Genomic DNA, 523 nt, shown 5'->3' with positions numbered 1-523 from the left:
CAGGGCCGGCATTGTCATCGATGGACCTAGCGCCACAAGCAGGCCGGACAGTCGGGAAAGATGAAAGATTCTGTTCATGCTGAGGTTCTCATTCTTCCACGCGCACTTCACGGAACATGCCCATTTCCATGTGGTAGAGCAGATGGCAGTGATAGGCCCAGCGCCCGAGGGCATCGGCGGTGACGCGATAGCTGCGCCTTGAGCCCGGTGGCATGTCGATGGTGTGTTTGCGGACCATGAATTGGCCGTTCTCGTCTTCGAGGTCGCTCCACATGCCATGCAGGTGAATGGGGTGAGTCATCATGGTGTCGTTGACCAGCACGACCCTGATGCGCTCGCCATATTTGAGCTTCAGCGGCTCGGCATCCGAGAACTTCACGCCGTTGAACGACCAGGCGAACTTCTCCATGTGACCGGTCAGGTGCAGTTCGATGGTGCGGCCGGGCTCGCGTCCGTCGGGGTCCTCGAATGTGCTGCGCAGATCCCCGTAGGTCAGGACGCGGCGACCATTGTTTCTCAGGCC

At 59.7% G+C, this 523-nt stretch carries 1 protein-coding gene; it reads right to left on the bottom strand.

Annotation, left to right across the window (positions count from 1 at the left end):
- Nucleotides 1-88: 88 nt before the first annotated feature.
- Nucleotides 89-523: multicopper oxidase domain-containing protein (locus NRB16_RS29260; RefSeq protein WP_257107619.1), on the bottom strand; the 435-nt coding region annotated here is incomplete at its 5' end.

The organism is Pseudomonas sp. LJDD11, assembly GCF_024584215.1.
Lineage (GTDB): Bacteria > Pseudomonadota > Gammaproteobacteria > Pseudomonadales > Pseudomonadaceae > Aquipseudomonas.
Note: the sequence above shows the minus strand (reverse complement) of the source record. Positions and strands in the feature narration are given on the sequence as shown.